Below are 17,720 nucleotides of genomic sequence, written 5' to 3' on the forward strand. Positions count from 1 at the left end.
CCATGCCTAGAAAACTCCCCGCACTCAATGCCGACAACCGTGCCTTCTGGCAGGGTGGCGCACAGGGCACCTTGCTGATGCACCGCTGTGCGGCCTGCAGCCAGTTCTTCCACCCGCCTGCCCCGCTCTGCCCCCACTGCGCAAGCTTTGAGGTGGCGCCCCAGGCGGTTTCCGGCAAGGGCCGAGTGCTCAGCTACACCGTGAACCACCAGCCGTGGGCGCCTGACCTTGAGGTGCCCTACGTGGTGGCGATCATCGAGCTTGCAGAGCAACCCGGCCTGCAGTTCGTCAGCAACGTGGTAGGCATGCCAGTCAACGAGGTGCACATCGACCTGCCCGTGAAGGTGCGTTTCCTCAATGTCGAGGACGTGTGGTTGCCTCTGTTCGAGAAGGATCAGTGATGTTCGATCATCGTTACGAAAAAGACGTCGCCATCACCGGTGTCGGCCAGTCGGAAGTCGGCCGGCCGTCCAACCTGTCGGCCATGCGCCTGACCGTCGACGCCTGCCTGCAGGCGATCGCCGACGCCGGCCTGCAACGCAGCGATATCGACGGGGTAGCCTGCTGGCCGGGTGACAACAACAATGGCGACGCGTTTTCGCCGGTCGGCCCCAGCGCATTGAAAAGCGCCCTGGGGCTCAACGTGAACTGGTTCGGCGGCGGCTATGAAGGCCCGGGGCCGCTTGCCGGGGTGATCAACGGGGCCATGGCCATTGCCACTGGGCTGTGCAAGCACGTGCTGGTGTTTCGCACCATCACCGAGGCCTCGGCCCGCGTCACCAACAAGCAGGCCGGCGCCCTGACCAGCAAGACCCAGGGCCGCGACAGCAGCTTTGCCTGGCAGTGGTTCACGCCGTTCAACGTGCAGTCGGGCATCAACCTGATGGCGTTGTATGCCCAGCGCCACTTTCACCAGTACGGCACCCGGCCCGAGCAGTTGGCGCAGATCGCCCTGACCTGCCGGCAGAACGCCATGCGCAATCCCAAGGCGGTGTACCGCACGCCCATGAGCATGGACGACTACATGGCGTCGCGCATGATCTCCTCGCCCCTGCGCCTGTTCGACTGCGACGTGCACTGCGACGCCTCCACCGCCATCATCCTGTCGCGCCGGGAGATTGCCCAGGACCTGCCAAATCGGCCCATCCGCATCGAAGCCATGGGCGCGGCGCTGAACCAGCCCTGGTCCTGGGACCAGATCTCGCTGACCCGCATGGCCGCCTTCGACGTGGGCCGGATGATGTGGGCGCGCACCGACTACACCCCCCGGGACGTGGGCAGCGCGCAACTGTACGATGGTTTTTCGATCCTGACGCTGATCTGGCTGGAAGCCCTGGGCCTGTGCCCCACCGGCGAAAGTGGTGCGTTCGTGGAGGGCGGCACGCGCATCGCCCTGCACGGCAGCTTGCCGATCAATACCAATGGCGGGCAGTTATCGGGGGGGCGCACCCACGGCCTGGGCTACGTGCACGAGGCCTGCCAGCAACTGTGGGGCCGCGCCGAGGGCCGACAAACCCACGACCACGCAGTCAGCACCGTGGCCGCAGGCGGCGGCCCGCTGGGCGGCAGCCTGCTGCTGGTGCGCGAATAGCAGCGCGCTTCACTTCAGTACAGCACGCACGCCACTTCGGCGCAGAACTCGATCAGCGCCTTGCCAAGCTCGGCAAGGCCCTCTTCGTCCCGCTGCCCGCGAAACATCACCGCCGACACGGTGAAATCGATGCTGCCGGACGGTGAGTAGATGGGCGCCGCCACCGCCAGGATGCCCATCGAGAAGTGCCCGTCGTCCATCGCCCAACCGCGCTGGGCCGCCAGTTTCACTTCTTCGCGATAGTCGGCAAGCGTCAAAGGGCGGGTCCAGCGGATGCCCTCGAAACCGCTCTGTACCTGCGGGTCGTCCAGGTCCACTTGGGTGGCGAACAGCCGCCCGCTGGCGCCCATCAACAACGGCAGGCGCTGCCCTTCGGCCATGTCGATGCGCACGGCGGCGGGGCTTGCGGCAGAGCTGACGATGACGATGCGATTGGGGCTGATGCGGCGCCACAGGGTGATGGTCACCCCTAAACGGGCCGCCAGGTTTTGCAACTGTGGCTTGGCCATTTGTATGCGATGGCCCTGGCTGACCTGTTGCTCCACCAACCGGGCCAGCCCCAGCCCCACCGAATAACGCTTGGACAAGGCGCTGAAGTCGACCACGTCCTCGTGCACCAGGGTGCGCAGAATGTTGAAGCAGGTACTGGGGTTGATCTCCAGTTGCCGGGCGATGTCCACCGAGCGTTCCGGCGTGCCGACCAGGCTTAAGTGGCGCAGGATGCGCACGGCGTTGGAGACCGGCTTGACGATGACCGCTCCTGCCAGTTTAGTGCTGTCGTTGACGTCAGTAGTGTCCATGCCCGGCCCAGGTAACCCATGATTTTCATCATTCTAACCTGAGAACAAAACCTGACGTAAAATTTTATCTGGGAATTTCACCTTTTTGATACCTAGCCTCACGTGGGCGGTTGGTAAATCAGCCGCCGAGGTTGCAGGGCTTCGCGCCGAAAGTGCGCCAGCAGGCGCTCCTGGCCATGGTCGGCGCGGGTTACCCGGGCTTGCTGGCGCAGGTAGTCGAGCCAGGACTCGACGATAAACCGCTCGCTGTACACGTGCGGGTCCGCCATGTCGCGGTAAAGCCGCCAACCCTGCGCGCCGTTGCGCCGCCGGGCCTTGCCGACGGCGTACACGGCAGCCAGGAAGCCGTCGCGCTCGGCCTGGGTCACGTGATAAACGATTTCCACCGACACCGGGCCTTCGGCGTGGCTCACCGTGCTCATCAGCGGCAGTTTGTCGGTGGCCTGCACCTGGGCAAAGTCGGCCTCCTGCCCCAATTCCACGTGGCCCTTGCGCGTCACCAGCAACCCGGCCGGTAACAACAGCCCCGCCAGCAACAGGCTGTGCCCAAGCCCCAGGTACTCGGCCAAGGCGCCCCACACTGCACCGCCCGCCGCCATCGAGCCCATCAAGGTCAACACGTACAGCGAAGCCACCCGCGCCCGCACCCAATTGGCAGCATAGGTTTGCACCACGGTGGAAATCGTCGCGTTCACTGCCATCCAGCCGAAGCCGGCCAGCAGCATCATCGCGCAGACCACGTAGCGGTCGTGCGCCAGCGCGGCACTCAAGGTGGCGGCGCTGAACGCGAGCACGCCCCATATGATCAAGCGCCGCAGGCTCAGGCGGCGGTACAACCGCGGCAAGTTCAGCGCCGCGATCACCGCGCCAGCCCCCAGGAACGCCATCAACAGGCCGTAGCCACCGGCATCCATGCCCAGCGACTGCTTGGCCACCAGCGGCATCAAGGCCCACAGCGCGCTGGCGCTGCTGGTAAACACCAGCACTTGCAGCAGTGCGCTGCCCAGCACCGAAGAATGACGGATGTAGCGCAGGCCGCTGCGCATGCCGCCCACCAGGGTTTCCGGTGGCAGGCCCGTCTCAGGAGGCACAGGGGCCAGGCGAAACAGAAACAGCAGCACCACGAACATGCACAGGGCGATGACCAAAAATACCGAGGTGGTGTTCCAGTAGGCGATCAACGCGCCCGCCAACGCCGGGCCCAAGGCACGGGTGGCGTTGATGGCAATGCCGTTGAGTGACACCGCGGCTGGCACCTGGTCGCGCGACAGCACGCCCACCATGGTCACCATCCACGCCGACATGCCCAGGGCGCTGCCGGTGCCCAGCACAAAGGTCAATGCCAGCAAGCCCAGGGCTTGCAAATGCGCACACCAGGCCAAGGCGCCCAACGCCACGGCGGCGCACAGCATCATCGCCTGGGTAATGATCAGCCAACGGCGGCGGTCCACCCGGTCGGCGATCACCCCGCCCGGGAAGGCGAACAGGAACACCGGCAAGGTCATCGCGGTTTGCACCAGCGACACCAAAGCTGGCGAGGTGGTCAGGGTGGTCATGATCCAGGCTGCACCCACCGTCTGCATCCAGATCGCCAGGTTGACCACAGCGCCCGCCAGCCATAAGCCGCGGAACGCTTTGTTGCGAAACGGCGCCCACGCCGAAGCCTCGCTCATCTTCACTCCTGGCTGTTGTGTAAGGGGGTAGTCGTCGTTCAAGGGACCAGCGGTTGGCCCAGGCGGCCCTTCGCCCGCGCGGCATTCAAGCGCCGCGGGGCGCCAATGGTGTTGCGCAAGCGGCCGATGCCGCTGATCTGCGCGTGGACCTGGTCACCGGGCTGCAAAAACCGCCCGCTCTCCAGCCCCACGCCGTGGCTGGAACCGGTAAACACCAAGTCGCCTGGGCGCAGGCTGATGCGTGCATCCAGGTAATTGAGCAGCTCATCCAAGGGGAAGATCATGTGCCGGGTGTTGTCCTGCTGGCGCAGTTCGTCGTTGACATGCAGTTGCATGTTCAACGCTGGCTGCCCGCGCACGCCCAACTCGTCCGGGGTAACGATCCACGGACCGACCGGCGTGGTGCGGTCCATGGCTTTCTGGGTCAGCAGGTCCAGGCGGCCGATCTGCTTGCCGGCGTCCCGCGCGCTGATGTCATTGCCCACCGTGTAGCCCAGCAGGCAGTGGCTGGCCCGCAGTTCGTCGAGCAACGGGCGGCCCACCACCGCGACCAGTTCCACTTCGTAGTCCAGTTGGCGGGTCAGCGGCGGGTAATGGATGTCGTCCTCGGCCCCGACCAGCGCCGATTCAGGCTTGATGTAGGCCAACGGATGGGCCGGCGCCTCGCTGCCCAGGCGCTTGAGGTGGCTCAGGTAATTCAGGCCCACGCCGAATACCCGGCCGCCTGGTTCCAGCGGCGGGAGCAGGCGCGCCGCGGCCAGGGGCAGGCGCTGCTCGCCCAGATCAAGCGCTTGCAGCGCAGCCGGCCCGCGCAACCCGGCCCACTGGGCAAATGGCGCGTTGATGGGCCGCAGCCGGCTGGTTTCCGCTTCCAGCAATGCCCAGAAGGCCCGGCCATCAACCTCCACCCGTGCCACGCGCATGTCAGCGTTTGGCCAGGTAGGTGGGCAGGTAGTCGGCGTCGAGCACTTCTTCAGGCGTCTTGACGCTGGCGCCCAGTATCGGCCCGACCATCTCGTGCCCCCACAGGCTGAGTTTTTCCGGGTTCAACTCGTAGGGATCGCCCTGCCACGGCTCGATTTCGGCAATGGTTTCGAAAGCAAAGCCCGAGGGGTTGAAATGGTAGAACGACAGGTGCGGGTCCTGGGCATGTTGGCCCAAGGTCATCATCATCGGCAGTTCGCGCTGGCGGACGATGTCGTAGGTTTCGCCCACGTCGCGCACGTTGCGCACAAACAACCCGACATGTTGCACGCCCATCCGGCCGGGGCCGTGGCCATAAGCGATGTCGTGGCTGGTGTGGTGGTTGAGCTTGGAGCGGAAAAACCCGGTGCGGCCCTTGCCCGCCCCCGCCCCATACCAACTGAAGCCCATGACGTTGAGCAAAAAGTTTTCCAGTTCCGGGGTGTAGTCCGGGGTGATCAGCACCACGTGGCCGGCGCCGCGCTCATCGGCCAGAAAGCCACTGTGCGGGCGCCCGGGCTGGAAGGAGCGCGGCAGCCATTTCTGCCCATAGAACAGTTCGTGGCGGTAGCCCACGGGGTCGCGAAAACGCACCACTTCGCGAACCCCGCGCAGCTCGCAGAACTGCGCGTCGCCGCGGCTGTACTCGACGTTGGCGGCTTCCAGCTTCTTGATGCCCGCCTCGAACGCCATGCGGCCCACGGCTTCCCAGCCGATGTAGGCAATACGGTCGACCTTGCCTGGGTGAAAGGCAAAGCGATGGCGGCGATCGTCAATCCTGAAATACAGCGAGTCGGGGTCACTTTCGGGGTTCTTGCCGATGCCGAAGCCCATCACCTGCGGACCATACTCGCGCCACGCTTGCAGGTGCGGGGTCTCGAAGCCCATGTAGCCGATACCGATGATGTCCACGTTATCCACCTTCTTGTTCTTGTTGGGATGAAGCGACGTGCCCTAGACCGCCAATAGGCCACCGTCGATGACAAAGTCTGAGCCGGTGACGAAAGACGCCTCGTCGCTGGCCAAAAACACCGCAAGCGCCACCACCTCCTCGGGCTCGCCGGGGCGATCCATCAGCACGCCGTCCAGCAGCATGGCGCGCAGTTTGGGGTCTTCCAGGAACGGCCGGGTGCCGGGCGTGGCGACGAAGCCGGGGCTTACGCTGACCGCACGAATGCCGAACGGCGCGCCTTCCACGGCCACTTGCCGGGTAAAGGACACCACCGCGCCCTTGGCCGCCGAATGCGCGCTGATACCGGCCGCTTTCGAGCCGCCCCAGGCGGCAGTGGACGACACGTTGATGATCACCCCGCGCTGTTCGGCCAGGTGATGCCAGGCGTACTTGGTCGTATAGAACAGCAGGTCGATCTCGTTGCGCAGGGTGTAGTGCCAATCCTCGATCGACAGCTCGCTGACCAGCCCGAAACGCGCCGCCGAGGCGTTGTTGTAGAGCACGTCGATACGCCCATGCTCGGCCACCGCGGCCTCGATCCAGGCCTTGGCCTGCTCGTGGTCGCCCAGGTCAACCGGCGCGCTGCCGTACAGGGTGAAGCCTTCGGCCTGCATCAGCGCCGCAGTCTCTTCGTGGCCTGCGGCAACGAAGTCACACCCCACCACTATCGCCCCTTCGCGGGCGAACCGCAGTGCTGCCGCGCGCCCTTGGCCGCCGCCGGTGCCGGTGATCAAGGCCACCTTGTTGTTCAATCGTCCCATCAGCACTTCCTCGACTCGGTGATTGGATCAGACGGCGTCGTGCGCGGCGACCGGTTCCAGCCAGATGGCTTCTGCCGGGCAAGCCGCCGCGCCTTCGCGGGCCTCCTCTTCCAGCTCCGGTGGCACACGGGGGTCGTCGAAGTACACCAGGCCATCGGCATCGAGCTTGTAGACACTGGGGCAGATGGCGGCGCACAGGCCGTAGCCACAGCAGCGGCTGCGGTCTGCCACCGCGATGAATTGCACGGGTTCTGAACTCATTTTTTTCTCCTTATAAGGTCCAGCCTCAGCAAATTATGAACACTTATTTATTTTATGTGCAATTAATTTTTAGCGCGGATATGCTGACAGGCATTCGGCACGGCAAAAGCAATTTGATTGAACACGGCCGTCGGTGCAGGAAATTCGTTTGTCTATTGGTCGCATGGCTGTAGTGGACAAATGAAAATCGCTGATTTTATTCTGGATACGAAACAGGATTCTGCGAAAAGCGACTTGAACACACTGTCTCGCTACCCGTGCTTGGCTCAACAAAACCTATAAGGAAGCCAACCCCATGCAGCCTTCGAAAAACGAAGCGGCCATCGATTTCCGTGAATTTCGCCAAGGCTGGCGGATCCTGGTCCTGTCATTGGCCGGCGTCGCCATCAGCATCAACGCCGCCTTGCTGTATGGCTTCGGGACTTTGGTGGTGCCGTTGCGCAACGCCTTTGGCTGGACACCAGGTGAGCTGCAGGCGTGCATTACCTTTCTGTTCGGCGGCGCGGTGGTGTCGCTGCAGCTGGTGGGCTGGTTCAACCTGCGCTTTGGGATCAAGCGGGTCACGATCGTTTCCCTGTTGCTGCTGTCACTCGGCTACCTGGCCACCACCCAATTGACCTCCTCGATCTGGTCGATGTACCTGGCCTTCGCGCTGCTGCCGATCGTCGGCATGGGCGCCCTGGCGGTCACCTGGACCCAACTGCTGAGCCTGTGGTTCGACCGCAACCGCGGGCTGGCCCTGGCCATCGGGCTGTCGGGCACCGGCGTGACCGCCGCCATCATTCCCCGGCTGTTGGCCTGGGGCATTGAACAGTGGGACTGGCGCGCCGCCTTCGTGATCCTGGCGCTGCTCAACCTGTTGGTGCTACTGCCGCTGATCGTGTTCTGGTTCAAGTTGCCCACGGCGGCCAGCAACGGCAACGCCGCCGGCGAGCTGGCCGCCCTGCCCGGCATGGGCTTTCGCGAAGCCATGGGCTCGCTGAAGTTCTGGACCTGCAACCTGGCGCTCAGCCTGGTGATTTCCTCGATCGTGGGCATGGTCACCAGCACCATCCCCATGCTGCAGGCCAGGGGCCTGTCGGCCGGCGACGCAGCCACGGTGTTCAGCGGCTTCGGCCTTTCGCTGATTTTTGGCCGGTTGCTGATTGGCTACCTGCTGGACCGCCTGTGGCCGCCGGCCGTGTCCGCAATCAGCCTGCTGTTGCCAGCCATCGGCTGCTTTATCTATTTGAACACAACCACCGAAATCGCCCCATTGATACTGGCAGCCGTACTGGTGGGCTTTGGTGCGGGCGCAGAGTTCGACATCGCCGCGTTCCTGGTCGCCCGGTACTTCGGCCTGCGTGAATACGGGCGCCTGTTTGGCGTGCACCAGGGCCTCAATACCGTGGCGTCGGCCCTGGCCCCGCTGTTGTTCGCCATGCTGCTGGCCCGTACCGGCTCCTACACCGCCATGTTGCTGTACAGCGCCGCCTGCTGCGTGATCGGCCCGCTGCTGCTACTGACCCTGGGGCGAGTGCCGCGCTTTGCCGCGCACGCACTGCCCACCCACTCCTGAGAACAACCGGAGCAGATCATGCCCACATTGACGTTTATTGAACACAACGGCACCGAGCACCAGGTCACGGGCAGCATCGGCCAATCGGTGATGCAGGCAGCCACCTTTGCCTCGGTGCCCGGCATCCCCGCCGACTGCGGCGGCGCCTGCAGCTGCGCCACTTGCCACGCCTATGTCGACGACGCCTGGCTGGGCACGGTGGGCCAGGCCCAAAGCCCGGAAACCGACATGCTGGAATACGCCTTCGAGCGCCAGGACAACAGCCGCCTGTGCTGCCAGCTGACCATCAGCGAAGACATGGACGGCATGGTGCTGCGCCTGCCGTCCTCGCAATTCTGAATGTGCGTCAAGGAGCATCCATGACCCTCGCCTCTGTCGTTATCGTCGGTGCCGGCCAGGCCGGCTTTCAAGTGGCCACCTCGCTGCGCCAGGAAGGCTATGAAGGCCGCATTACCCTGGTGGGCGACGAACCAGGCCTGCCCTACCAGCGCCCGCCGTTGTCCAAGGCCTACCTGCTGGGCAAGATCCAGGACAGTAACCTGTTGTTCCGCCCGCAGGCGTTCTACGTCACCCAGCGCATCGACCTGCTGCATGACCAGGCCACCGCCATCGATCGGCTGAACCGCCGCGTGCTGCTGGCTTCAGGTGATGCGCTGGGCTACGACCACCTGGTGCTGGCCACTGGGGCCCACAACCGGCCGTTGCCGGTGCCCGGCGCAGACCTGCCGCAGGTGTTTGGCATCAAGACCAAGGCCGACGCTGATGCACTGGCGCCGCTGGCCAAGGCGGCGCGCAACGTGGTGGTGGTGGGCGCAGGCTTTATCGGCCTGGAATTCGCCGCTGTCGCCGCAGCCCAAGGTGCGACCGTGCATGTGCTGGAGCTGGGCGAGCGGCCCATGGCCCGCGCCGTGTCGCAGGAAATGTCGGCGCTGTTTCGCCAGGCCCACGAAGCCTGGGGCGTGCGTTTTGATTTTCGCCAGGGCCTGAGCCGCATCGACAGTGACAACGGCAAGGTCTGCGCCGTGCACACCCAAGACGGGCGCAGCCTGCCAGCGGACCTGGTGGTGTTCGGTATCGGCGTGATTCCCAACGCGCAACTGGCGACCGAAGCGGGCCTGGCCATCGAGAACGGCATCAAGGTGGACGCCAACCTGCTCACCAGCGACCCGTTGATTAGCGCCCTGGGCGACGTGGCCAGCTTCCCGTGCCTGCAGAACGATGAACAGCACACCCGGCTCGAGTCGGTGCAAAACGCCGTGGATCAAGCCCGCGCCGTGGCGGCGCGCCTGATGGGCAAGCCAGCACCCTACGGCGCCCTGCCCTGGTTCTGGACCGACCAGGGCGACCTCAAGCTGCAGATTGCCGGGCTCTCGACGGGCTACGACAGCAGCGTGGTACTGGGCTCGGCAGCCGACCGGCAACTGTCCGTATTGTGCTTTCGCAATGACCGGCTGGTGGCGGTGGAGTCCTGCAACCGCATGGGCGACCACATGGCCGCGCGCAAGATCCTCGCCCGCGCGCCCCGCCTGACTGCCGTACAAGCGGCCGCCGAGGGTTTCGACCTCAAGGCCTGGGAAGCGGCCAACCGCGAATGATCTCCCCCCAAGCCGCATCAGCGTGGCGCTGCATGCGGCTTTTTCGTGCGCACATGGCAGGAGCAATGCAATGAACAAGACCTGGTTTATTACCGGTGCCGCCCGCGGGCTGGGCGCCGCCATCGCCCATGCTGCCCTGGCCGCAGGCGACAACGTGGTGGTCAGTGGCCGGCGCCTAGAGGCGCTGCAAGGCAACTTTGCCGATTACGGCGAGCGCGTGCTGTCGGTGGCCCTGGATGTCAGTGACCCAGCCCAGGCCCTCACGGCCGTGGAACACGCCGTGGCGCACTTCGGGCGCATCGACGTGCTGGTCAACAACGCCGGTTATGGCCAGTTGGCGCCCTTCGAGGACAATTTTGCCAGCGATGCCGACAGGCAATTCGCCACCAATGTTTTCGGCGTATTCAACGTGTGCCGCGCCGTGCTGCCGGTGATGCGCCGGCAGCGCAGCGGGCGGGTGTTCAATGTGTCGTCGATGGGCGGGATCCTGGGCATGGGCGGCGCCGCGCTGTACTGCGCGTCGAAGTTTGCCGTGGAGGGGTTTTCCGAGTCGCTGGCCCAGGAAGTGGCCATGTTCGGCATCAAGGTCACGCTGGTGGAACCGGGCGTGTTCAACACCGACTTCCTGGACCCAAGTTCCGCAGTGTTTGGCGCAAGGGCGCTTGAGGACTACGCCGCGTTCACGGACAAAGTCCGGGGCGCCTCGGCCGCCTACAACCACAAGCAGACCGGCAACCCGGCAAAGCTGGGCGCAGCCCTGGTGCACCTGGCCAATCACCCGGAGCCGCCACTGCGCTACCTCGCAGGCTCTGACGCCTACCGGCAGGTACGCGACAAACTCACCGACATGCTCGCGCACAGTGAACAATGGCGCGAGCTGTCGGCTTCAACCGACGGTATGTGAAAGGCTACAGGTCGATGAAGTAGCGCACCGACAGCGTGCCCTCGCCGAACTGATACAACTCGATGGTCTCGATACCGCCCTCCTGTTCACGGAGGGCATTGAGGTGGTGGCAGGCGGCCTCGTTGCCATTGATGATGCACTGGCGCACCTCGACGCGAATCTTCGGCTGCTGCGCCGCCCACATGCCCTCCAGCACTTGCCACGCGTCCTCTTGCGGCGGCCGGCCGACGTACTCGATGTCCAGGCCGTTGGCCGAGACACTTTTGTAGTGGTCAAAAAACCCCTGCTTGTCGCCCTTGTTCCAGCAGTCGATCTGACCGTGCAGGAAACGTTCGATTGCCATTCTGTCCATGCTCATGATGCAGGTCTTCCTCAGGTTAGGATCAAGTGGGTTGCTGCTGTTGCCACGGATATTGGCGCGCCAGGAACGCCGGCTCCATCCTCAGCCACAGCAACAGGGCCGGGCCAATGATGGCGCAGCAGAAACAGCACGCCAGCACCGCCGAATAGCTGCCGTAGACATCGTATAGGTGACCAAAAAGCATCGGTACCAACCCGGAAACGATGGTGATCAGGCACAGGTGCAGGCCAAAGATGCGTGCGTAATCGCGAAGACCGAAATAGCGCGCCATCAGGAACGCCGCCAGGTCGAACTCGGCGCCGGCACTGGCACCGATGCACAAGGTGGCGAGCACCAGCAGAGGGGTGCTTTGGCCCGCACTGAAGTAGAAAATGGCGCAACCCAGCGCGGGCAATGCCAGGCTCGCCGCTGCCACCTTGGAAGGCGAATAGCGGTCCAGCAGGTAACCTACCAGCAACCGGCCGGCAATGATCGAAATGCCAAAGGTGCTGAACACTTGCGCCGCCTGCTGCGGGCTCAGGCCCTTGCTTTGCAGCATCGGCACGATGTTGGTGACCATGCCGACGGTCAACGACACCGACAGGATCAGCGCCACGTTGAAGCCCCAGTACATGCGGCTGCGCAACGCCTGCTTGAAACTCATGCCGGACAGTTGCACGGGGGCGTCCTGTTTGGCCGGTTGAGCCCCGGCAGGCTGGCCCGGCAGGCGCAACCAGCATAACGTCAGGGGCAAGGTAAACAGCAACGGCATCGCCCCCAGGGCATAGAACCCGGCCTGCCAGCCGTAGGCGGCGATCAGCCGCGACAACAGCGGCGGCAAAATCATTGCCATGAGGCCGGTGCCACAGAGGATGATCGCCAGCGCCAGGCCGCGGTTGCGCTCGAACCACAGGTTGACCAGTTGGGTCCAGGTGATGGCGATGGTGCCGGCGCACACGATGGGCATGGCAAAAAACGCCAGGTACAACCAGCCGATCGAGCCCTGGATGCGGGTGATCGCGAAGTAGCCGATAATTTGCAGCACGATCGAGAAGATCGCCACCCGGCGCAGGCCATGGCGGCGGTACAGCCAGCCGACCAGTTGCGTGGAGATCGCGACGCCGGCGAACAGGAAGGTGATGCTGGCCTGCAGATCGCCGCGGCTCCAGCCGAAGGCCTGTTCCAGCGGGATCACCAGGGTGCCAAAGGCGTACAACAGCGCGGCGGTAATGCTGGTGCAGATGCCGAACAGCCCCAGCAGCACCACGCGCCAGCCGCGCCGGAACTCGGAAAAATCGCTGCCGCCAGGGGCCTTGGTACCGCGTGTGTCAGTGGTCATGTGTAAACTCCCGGCGAGGCCGCCCATGCGGCCGCGCCACATGATTAATGGCCCTTGAGGATGTCTTCGACCTTGGGCAGCGCGATCATGGTCGCGCCGCCGTCCACCAGCAGCGAGGTGCCGGTGATATAGGACGCCTCGTTGGAGGTCAAAAACAGCACTGCGTTGGCAATGTCGGCCGACTCGCCCAACCGCCCTACCGGGAAGTGCGCGGCCAACTGATGAGGCAACTCGTTGCCCAGGGTTTCGAGCATGTGATCGGTGCCGATCAAGCCGGGCTCCACCACGTTGACCAGGATGTTCAAGGCGCCAAACTCCACCGCCAGGCCACGGGCAAAGGCGTTCATGAACGCCTTGCTGGCGCCATAGGCGATCAGCCGGGGCGTGTACTTGCGGTTGGCTTCGCCGGAGGAGATAAAGATCAGCCGGCCTTTGTCGGTGGCTAGGGACAGGTACGGCGCGCAGTCCTTGGCCAGCCAGAACAGCGACTGGATATTGCTGCGCACGATGTGATCAAAGGTGTCATCGGCCATTTCGGCCATCAACCCGTGGCTGGTATCGGCAGCGCAATGCACGACGATGTCCAGCGTGCCGAAATGCTCGACAGCGCCTTGCACCATCGACCTGATCGCCTCGCGGTCGGCAATGTCGCCGCCTACCAGGCACGCCTGGGCGCCCAGGGCCTGGATCTGCGCCACGGTGTGCTCGCCATGGCTGGCGGTGCGGGCCGAAACCACCACCTTGGCACCTTCGCGGGCATAGGCCAGCGCGATGGCCCGGCCCATGCCGCGCCCGGCACCGGTGACCAAAACTACTTTGTTGGAAAACTTCATCGCCATGTCCTCATTATTCTTATTAGCCGAGGCGTGTTGCAGTGGGCGCCCGGCCCTTGCCGGCAGCGGGCGCCTGCAGAGGGGTGCTACAGGTCCTGGCCCTTGACGTTGCGCGCCGAACCGTTGCGCCGGTCCGATTCACCCCAGCCCAACCAGTGCGACGGCTCGCGGGTATCGCCCACCTTGCGCCAGCGCCCTTCCTGCTGGGCGGTGATGGGGAAGCCGCCGACGAAATCGATCATCTCGCCCTTCTCGTCCGGCAAGAACTCCCATTGCTCCTTGCCTTCCAGCACGATTTTCGCGGATTTGAGGAAGTAGCTGCCGTCCTTGTGCTCGGTCAGCCCTTCGATGTCGGTGGTTACCCGCACCTCGCCTTTTTCATTGTTGAAAATCGCGTAACCCAAGTGGTCATGGCCCACCATGAACGAGCCGGTGTCCCAGGTGCCGTCCTTGTATACGGTGACGAACGACCACCAGATCACGTGCTTATTGTTGTTGACCACCAAATCCTTCTTGAAGTGGATGGCGCCGCCTTCTGCCATGTAGAACTGATCCAGCGCCATGGCGCCCTTGACCGGGCGGCCTTCGCACACCCCCGACAGCTCCCACAGTTGCGAGACGTAGAAGGTGCCCCACTCAACGCCCGGCAGGTACCACTGCAGGCCCGGGCCCAGCAGGCGGCCTTCCAGGTGAAACAGGCCGTCCTCTTTCCAGGTCAGGCGCTCGCTGTTGGCGGTGATCTCCCAGCCGTTGCCAGGCTCACCCGGCTGGCTGGCCCAGCGTGCCGTGTCGCCGTCCAAGCTGTGCACCGGCATCGGCGTGAGCGCCTGCCTGGCCATTTTCTCGTGGTCCATGCGCAGGTTGACGTGATCGACATGGTTGTTCAGGTAGAAGAATTTGGTCGGGTTCGGCGTGCCGTTGGGCGCCATCAACGAGCGCACGAACGAATAGATGTTGCCCTGCTCGTCACGTACAGAGCCAAACGGCGAGCTCTTGCTCAGGTGCAGGCCGAAGAAGCCGCGTTCGGCCGCCATCGAGGCGCCCGTGACCTTGTGCGGCCCAACCAATTGCTGAAAGCCGAAATCGCCGCGTTCCGGAATGGTTTTAAACGTTCTCATGGTGCCCTCTGTTTTTTTTGTAAAGGCGTGGGGTTGGATGTGCAATGGCGTAGCCGGGCTCAGTCCCAGATCACCGGCAGCGTGGAAACGCCGCGCAACTGCGCACCGCTGATCTGCGGTACCGGTTGGCTGGGGTCCAGGCGCAAATTGGGGAACAGGTCCAGGATGGCGTTGACCGCGCTGCTGATTTCCACCTTGGCGACGAACTGGCCGATGCACATGTGCGGGCCAAAGCCAAAGCCGAAGGACGGCTTGGGCTTGCGGTCGATGTCGAACACATCCGGCCGGTCGAAGGCGTCCTCGTCACGGTTGGCCGACACCACCATGCATTGCACGAAGGCGCCCTTGGGAATCTTCACGCCGTGGAATTCAACTTCCCTGGCGGTCTCGCGCACCTTGAAGGTGGCCACCGGTTCGAAGCGGGTGGTTTCATCCATCAGCTTGCCGATCAGCGCGCGGTCGGCTTTCACCCTTTCAAGCAAGCCTGGCGTGGTGAGCAACAACGTCATCACCGAGCCAAACATACGCGTGGTGGTTTCCCCGGCGGCGGGCAACAACGAGCGGGTGAAGGTGATCACCTCGTGGTCATCCAGGGTGCGCCCTTCGTATTCGGCGCGCAGCAGCCGGCCGACCACGTCATCGCCCTGACTGCCTTCGGCGCGACGCTTGACCACCACCTCTTGCAGCGCGTCGTACAAACCCTTGACGGCGATGCCGGCCTGGCGCCGCGCCTCGACCATCTTGGCCGGGTCGATCTGGTTGCCGCCCACGATGGCCAGCGCCCAGGCGGCGTACTGTTTGTAGCTGGACGGGTCATCGGAAGGAAAACCCATCAGCGCGTACATGACCCGGATCGGCAGCTCCAGGCCAAACTTCATCAGGTCGGCCTTTTTGGCCGGCAACATCGGCTGGATGTACTCTTCGCGAATCACCTGGTCGATCTGCGGGCGCCACTTGTTCACGGTTTCGGGCATGAACGCTGGCTGCAGCAGGGCGCGCACCTTGCGGTGTTCATCGCCATCCATCGCCAGAATGATCAAACCATCGAAAAACGCCCCCAGGCCCTCGGCGATAAACCCGCTGGTGTAGGTGGCGCCATCGCGCAGCACGCTCATCACGTCCTGATACGTGAACAAGGCAAAGGTGGGGCGCGTACCCTGCTGGGTACCGGCGTTGGTGGGTACGCCGAACTGCTTGATGAAGTCACCCTCGTAGATCGGCGACTTGAGCCGTTGCTCACGGCACACCTCGTGGATATCCAGGTCGGTGCCACGGTACAGTTGCGACACCGCCGAATACGCGGTGGCCAGGTCCAGTGCTGCGCTTTCGTTGCTCATCAAGATCTCCTATCGGTTCTCAAGCGCCAGCGAATACAGCATCGGCGACGCTCTTTTTTATTGTTCTGGCCGCACGCTTTACGTCCAGTGCCCAGGCTGCCAACCTATGGTATGCGCTGCCCTCTGGATGGGCAGTTCGATTCGTTTGACCTGGGGTCAAACGAAGGTCCCCGGCAACAAGGAGTACAAGGTGGCGACAAAGGCAGTAGAAGGTGGTGAACAGGGCAAGCGCAGCACGATGAATCGCTTGCTCGCCGCTGCACGCATCGAGTTCGCCCGCAAGGGCCTGGCTGGCGCGCGCGTGGAGACCATCGCCGGCGATGCCGGGGTCACCAAACAGTTGGTCTATCACTATTACGGCTCCAAGGAAGGCCTGTTCGTGGCTGTGCTGGACGAGTCGTCGGGCCACATCATGTCGGAGCTTGTTGGCCTGGACATCGAACACCTGCCACCGCCGTTGGCGATGCGCGCGGTGCTCAACCATTTCTTCGATCAATACCGCCTGGACCCTTTCCTGGGCAGCCTGGCGCTGGAGGGCATCCGTTACCACGATGTCCATGAAACACCGCGTAACCATTTCCTGGAGATGGCCCCCGCGCTGATCGCCAAGCTGGACGCGATTCTCAAGCGAGGCGCCGCCAGCGGTGATTTTCGCTCCGACATCAACCCGCGCCTGCTGTTGGCCAGCGCCTCGCTGGTGACCACCGGCTGGTTTACCAACCGCTACTCGATGTCGGCGCTGGCGGGCCTGGACACCGACTCCCAGGAAGGCTTGTCGACCTGGCGCCAGTACTCGGCGGACTTCGTGCTGGCCGGCATCTCCTTGCGCAGCTAAAACCCGGAGCCGGTGATCTGCTCGTGATCTGCTTGTGATCTGCTCGTGATCTGCTTGTGATCTGCTTGTGATCTGCTTGTGATCTGCTTGTGATCTGCTTGTGATCTGCTTGGCTTTTGATCTTGATTGTGTGCCCCGTAAAGCGCCCGGGCCGACTGGAGGCGTCGCTCAAGGGGCGGCCCGCAGGGCCCGAGGCGTAGCCGAGGGAGACGGCAGCCGGCAAGCTTCTATAGCCGGTGCCGTCTGCCCCTTGAGCGACGCCGGAGGGAGGGGACCCGCAGCGCAGCGGAGGGCCCAAGCAGGGGCAAGCCTTTTTTGCTTACTTTTTGTGGCGTTTGACAAAAAGTAAGACGCCGTAAGGGCGGAACGGTGAAGTGATCGCGCCATTGATAATGGATATGTTCACGCATCTTTGAAGCTTGCTCTTAAAACGGTGAACATATCCATTGGCTAGGATGATGCCGAATCACCTTTCCGGCCTTACGCCGGCTCACTTTTTGTCAAACGCCCGGTGTGCCGGCCCAGCCAAAAAATAAGCAAAAAAGGCTTGCCCCTGCTTGGGCCCTACGCTGCGCTACGGGTCCCCTCCCTCCGGCATCGCTCAAGCGGACGACGGCCCGGAATAGAAGCGTCTCCGGCTCCGTCTCCGGCGGCTACGCCTCCGGCCGCTTGATCGACGCCTCCAGTCGGCCCGGGCGCTTAATGGGGCATACAATCAAGATCAAAAGCCAAGCAGATCAAGAGCAGATCAAGAGCAGATCAAGAGCAGATCAAGAGCAGATCAAGAGCAGATCAAGAGCAGAATTTGGCTTTGGCTTTGGCTTTCGATCTTGATCTTGATCTTGATCTTGATCTTGATC

18 protein-coding genes are annotated in these 17,720 nt (G+C 63.6%); 7 read left to right on the forward strand and 11 right to left on the reverse strand.

What is annotated here, in order from left to right:
• The first annotated feature begins 2 nt into the window (after positions 1-2).
• Positions 3-401: a Zn-ribbon domain-containing OB-fold protein gene (locus tag L9B60_RS29555; protein WP_249674703.1), complete on the forward strand. Its 399-nt coding sequence runs from the start codon at positions 3-5 to the stop codon at positions 399-401.
• Complete coding sequence (locus tag L9B60_RS29560; RefSeq protein WP_249674704.1) at positions 401-1,591, forward strand: thiolase family protein; 1,191 nt, start codon at positions 401-403, stop codon at positions 1,589-1,591. Before L9B60_RS29555 ends, L9B60_RS29560 begins: the two co-directional genes overlap by 1 nt.
• A 14-nt stretch (positions 1,592-1,605) precedes the next feature.
• On the opposite strand, the gene L9B60_RS29565 is transcribed toward L9B60_RS29560, so the two are convergent.
• The 6 genes from L9B60_RS29565 to L9B60_RS29590 all read right to left on the reverse strand — a co-directional run bounded on the left by L9B60_RS29565 (position 1,606) and on the right by L9B60_RS29590 (position 7,001).
• On the reverse strand, positions 1,606-2,391 hold the full coding sequence (locus tag L9B60_RS29565) for an IclR family transcriptional regulator (protein ID WP_249674706.1): 786 nt from the start codon (positions 2,389-2,391) through the stop codon (positions 1,606-1,608).
• A 98-nt stretch (positions 2,392-2,489) separates the two neighbouring features.
• A complete protein-coding gene (locus L9B60_RS29570; protein WP_249674707.1) occupies positions 2,490-4,064 on the reverse strand; it encodes an MFS transporter in 1,575 nt (524 codons plus the stop codon).
• A 38-nt stretch (positions 4,065-4,102) separates the two neighbouring features.
• Entirely contained in the window at positions 4,103-4,987 is an 885-nt protein-coding gene (locus L9B60_RS29575; protein ID WP_249674708.1) for a fumarylacetoacetate hydrolase family protein, read from the reverse strand.
• A gap of 1 nt (position 4,988) precedes the next feature.
• Entirely contained in the window at positions 4,989-5,939 is a 951-nt protein-coding gene (locus tag L9B60_RS29580) for a VOC family protein (RefSeq protein ID WP_249674709.1), read from the reverse strand.
• 42 nt (positions 5,940-5,981) lie between these two features.
• Positions 5,982-6,740, reverse strand: a complete 759-nt coding sequence (locus L9B60_RS29585) for an SDR family NAD(P)-dependent oxidoreductase (RefSeq protein WP_249674710.1) — start codon at positions 6,738-6,740, stop codon at positions 5,982-5,984.
• A gap of 27 nt (positions 6,741-6,767) precedes the next feature.
• Entirely contained in the window at positions 6,768-7,001 is a 234-nt protein-coding gene (locus L9B60_RS29590; protein ID WP_249674711.1) for a ferredoxin, read from the reverse strand.
• A gap of 295 nt (positions 7,002-7,296) precedes the next feature.
• Here L9B60_RS29590 and L9B60_RS29595 point away from each other — a divergent pair, with 295 nt between their 5' ends.
• From L9B60_RS29595 to L9B60_RS29610, 4 genes are all read left to right on the forward strand, one after another.
• Complete coding sequence (locus tag L9B60_RS29595; protein ID WP_249674712.1) at positions 7,297-8,559, forward strand: MFS transporter; 1,263 nt, start codon at positions 7,297-7,299, stop codon at positions 8,557-8,559.
• 18 nt (positions 8,560-8,577) lie between these two features.
• A complete protein-coding gene (locus L9B60_RS29600; RefSeq protein ID WP_249674713.1) occupies positions 8,578-8,898 on the forward strand; it encodes a 2Fe-2S iron-sulfur cluster-binding protein in 321 nt (106 codons plus the stop codon).
• Positions 8,899-8,918: 20 nt separating this feature from the next.
• Positions 8,919-10,154, forward strand: a complete 1,236-nt coding sequence (locus tag L9B60_RS29605; protein WP_249674714.1) for an NAD(P)/FAD-dependent oxidoreductase — start codon at positions 8,919-8,921, stop codon at positions 10,152-10,154.
• Between the two features lie 70 nt (positions 10,155-10,224).
• Positions 10,225-11,058: an oxidoreductase gene (locus L9B60_RS29610; RefSeq protein ID WP_249674715.1), complete on the forward strand. Its 834-nt coding sequence runs from the start codon at positions 10,225-10,227 to the stop codon at positions 11,056-11,058.
• Positions 11,059-11,062: 4 nt separating this feature from the next.
• Here the strand turns inward: L9B60_RS29610 and L9B60_RS29615 are convergent, their stop codons facing one another.
• From L9B60_RS29615 to L9B60_RS29635, 5 genes are all read right to left on the reverse strand, one after another.
• On the reverse strand, positions 11,063-11,416 hold the full coding sequence (locus L9B60_RS29615) for a nuclear transport factor 2 family protein (RefSeq protein WP_249674716.1): 354 nt from the start codon (positions 11,414-11,416) through the stop codon (positions 11,063-11,065).
• Between the two features lie 25 nt (positions 11,417-11,441).
• Positions 11,442-12,737, reverse strand: a complete 1,296-nt coding sequence (locus L9B60_RS29620; protein WP_249674717.1) for an MFS transporter — start codon at positions 12,735-12,737, stop codon at positions 11,442-11,444.
• A 44-nt stretch (positions 12,738-12,781) separates the two neighbouring features.
• The gene (locus L9B60_RS29625; RefSeq protein ID WP_249674719.1) at positions 12,782-13,570 is read right to left on the reverse strand and encodes an SDR family NAD(P)-dependent oxidoreductase; all 789 of its coding nucleotides are present in this window, start codon (positions 13,568-13,570) and stop codon (positions 12,782-12,784) included.
• Between the two features lie 86 nt (positions 13,571-13,656).
• Positions 13,657-14,688 carry a hypothetical protein gene (locus tag L9B60_RS29630; protein WP_249674721.1) on the reverse strand — a complete coding sequence of 344 codons (1,032 nt, stop codon included), beginning with the start codon at positions 14,686-14,688 and terminating at the stop codon, positions 13,657-13,659.
• Between the two features lie 59 nt (positions 14,689-14,747).
• On the reverse strand, positions 14,748-16,025 hold the full coding sequence (locus L9B60_RS29635; RefSeq protein ID WP_249674723.1) for a cytochrome P450: 1,278 nt from the start codon (positions 16,023-16,025) through the stop codon (positions 14,748-14,750).
• Positions 16,026-16,215: 190 nt separating this feature from the next.
• Between L9B60_RS29635 and L9B60_RS29640 the strand changes: the two genes are divergently transcribed.
• A complete protein-coding gene (locus tag L9B60_RS29640; RefSeq protein ID WP_249674724.1) occupies positions 16,216-16,860 on the forward strand; it encodes a TetR/AcrR family transcriptional regulator in 645 nt (214 codons plus the stop codon).
• Positions 16,861-17,720 lie beyond the last annotated feature (860 nt).

Source organism: Pseudomonas abieticivorans, from assembly GCF_023509015.1.
GTDB lineage: Bacteria > Pseudomonadota > Gammaproteobacteria > Pseudomonadales > Pseudomonadaceae > Aquipseudomonas > Aquipseudomonas abieticivorans.